This window comes from Arthrobacter sp. 10T413_2 (genome assembly GCF_056394205.1).
The window spans coordinates 1-2,256 of sequence record NZ_JBFTHK010000315.1; the positions used below are offsets into that span (position 1 = coordinate 1).

Below are 2,256 nucleotides of genomic sequence, written 5' to 3' on the forward strand. Positions count from 1 at the left end.
AGCAGCAAGGGTTACGGCGGTCATAGCGTGGGGGAAACGCCCGGTCCCATTCCGAACCCGGAAGCTAAGACCCACAGCGCCGATGGTACTGCACCCGGGAGGGTGTGGGAGAGTAGGTCACCGCCGGAACATCATTACAGGTCGAGGACCCCCAACCACCAGGTTGGGGGTCCTCCCGCATTTAACCTGACTTGGCTCATTTGCTTAGTGCGTGAGTTTCGGGTCGTGGATGGCGTMGAGGATGGCTTGCTGCCCGGTGGGGATGTCGGGGGCGAATCTCTGGGTGGTGCCGTTGATGGCGATGGTGGCCGAACGCAGGGGCCGGAGCTGTTTGATGACATTGCCGACCGTGAGCCCTGTCCTGGCCTGGACAGTCCGGGAGACGGCCAACGCTGTAAAGACGGTCGTGAGGTGGGCCTCGATCGCGTCGCGGGTGCGGTGGAACATGGGCCTGGCCCGCAGGTCCGACTTACTCATCCGGAAGGACTGCTCGACGTGCCACAGCTCGTGGTACGAGCCGATAACGTCCGTCGCGGCCATGGCGGTTGCGGGGATGTTGGTCACGTAGCCTTTCAGCCCGGCCAGTTGTCGTGCGCGTGCCAGTGAGGCTTCGTCGAGGCTGCGTTTCCCKCCGGCGGTCTTGACGAAGCGCGGGGTCCGGGCCGCTTTCTGTCCCTCGATGACTTCCCGGGCACGGTTCTCCTGGGCCGTGAGGGTGGTGGCATCATGGGCGGCTCTCTTGCGGGAGTAGGCCCACACGGCCCGCCACGAGCCCGGATGCGCAGCGGGGTCCCAGACGGGTTCGGCGCGCAGGTCGGGGTTGTTCTCGWTCCGGTGGCCGGTTCTGGGCGTGATCGTGTMGATCAGCTGCCCGTCGGTGAAGGCGTCGCCGTGCCAGCGGAAATGCGAGGCCAGATCGGCCGGGGCCTTCGTCATCCGGGACCCGACGATGAACCGCAGGTCCGCCTCGTCCAGCTCACGCAGATTCGAAGCCGAGAGCATGCCGGCGTCGGCGACGACGACCATGTCGGCCAGGTTATGGCGGGCCTGGAACTGCTTGATGATCGGGATGATGGTCGTGGTCTCGGCCTTGTTGCCTTCGAAGCAGCCGATCTCCAGCGGGAACCCGCCGCGGTCCACGAGCAGACCCACGACGATCTGCGGGTCGACGCGGCGTTCCTTGGAGTAGCCGACTTTTCGCAGCTCGTCTTCCTTCTCGGCCTCGAAATAGAGCGTGGTGACGTCGTAGAGCACCAAGGAGACATCCCCGCTGGTGCTGGCATGCTCGAAGTACCAGGTCGCGATCCGGTCGCGGTACTTGCCCGCCCCCGCCCGGCCCAGGGTGCGCTTCATCGTCGCGTAACTGGCCGGGGCCCGGCCCAGGTCCCGCAGGACCCTGCCGGCATCCAGCAGTGAGGTCGGTTCCACGACCCGGGCGATCACCAGATCCCGGAACACCTCGTCACCGAGCCCGTCGAAGCCGAGCGCCGTGAACACCCCGGCCAACGCATCGAACAGGATCCGCGAGTCCGTGCCGACCACGCGGCCCGGACCGTCACGACCGGCCGGCGTCACCGCGCCGGGCGCGTCGAACAGGCCCGGCCCGGCAGGCACAACCAGGCCTCGCACCGGAGGCGCGGGCTCGACACCAAGCTCGAGGACACCCTGAGCAGGGTTCTCCAACAGCTCACGGGCGCGCTCCAGCAACACTCCGAGCTCGGCCTCCGTATGCGCTGAACCGACATGCTCCACGATCCGCTGACGACCGCGCACATACTCGGCGATCTGCACCGCCGTCGCGCCCGAAGCCGTCCGCACCCTCCTGATGAACGCCACACCGGTGACACTAGAACAAAACCCGTTAGTGCGTGAAAAAGCACCATTCCGCCGACATCACCGCAGGTCAGAGCGCCGGCCGCCCGCGAGACCACGACCCGTGAGCCAAGTCAGGTTTAACACCCACATCAATTTMGATTTAGAACCCGCACCAGTTTCGGGAAACTCCCAGCAGACTCAGGGTTAAGCGGCTCTTCACGGTTCATGGGGAAGCKAATCCCGGATGAGTGTCATGCCGCCGTCCGGACGGCACTTCTCATGAGAATAATCGATYTGTAATTGGCCGGGTTCCGGTATCCGCGGGCAGTGCGTTTGATGTGCTTGATGCCGGTGTTGTTGGCCTCGACCTTGCCGGTAGTGGCGCCGGTGACGATGAGGACCTCGATCTCGTTCCACCACCTGCAGACGGTGCGGTAGAGC

Annotated in this window: 2 protein-coding genes and 1 rRNA gene; 1 reads left to right on the plus strand and 2 read right to left on the minus strand. The window is 65.3% G+C overall.

The window, feature by feature from the left end; translation table 11 throughout:
* Window positions 1-12: 12 nt before the first annotated feature.
* Window positions 13-129 (plus strand): 5S ribosomal RNA (rrf, locus tag AC1DBQ_RS22995).
* 75 nt (window positions 130-204) lie between these two features.
* Here rrf and AC1DBQ_RS23000 read toward each other — a convergent pair.
* Both AC1DBQ_RS23000 and AC1DBQ_RS23005 read right to left on the minus strand, forming a co-directional pair.
* Window positions 205-1,836 (minus strand): IS1634 family transposase, encoded by a 1,632-nt coding sequence (locus AC1DBQ_RS23000; RefSeq protein WP_476930704.1) that lies wholly within the window; start codon window positions 1,834-1,836, stop codon window positions 205-207.
* A 230-nt stretch (window positions 1,837-2,066) separates the two neighbouring features.
* A partial coding sequence (locus AC1DBQ_RS23005; RefSeq protein WP_476930705.1) for a transposase occupies window positions 2,067-2,256 on the minus strand: 190 nt, incomplete at its 5' end.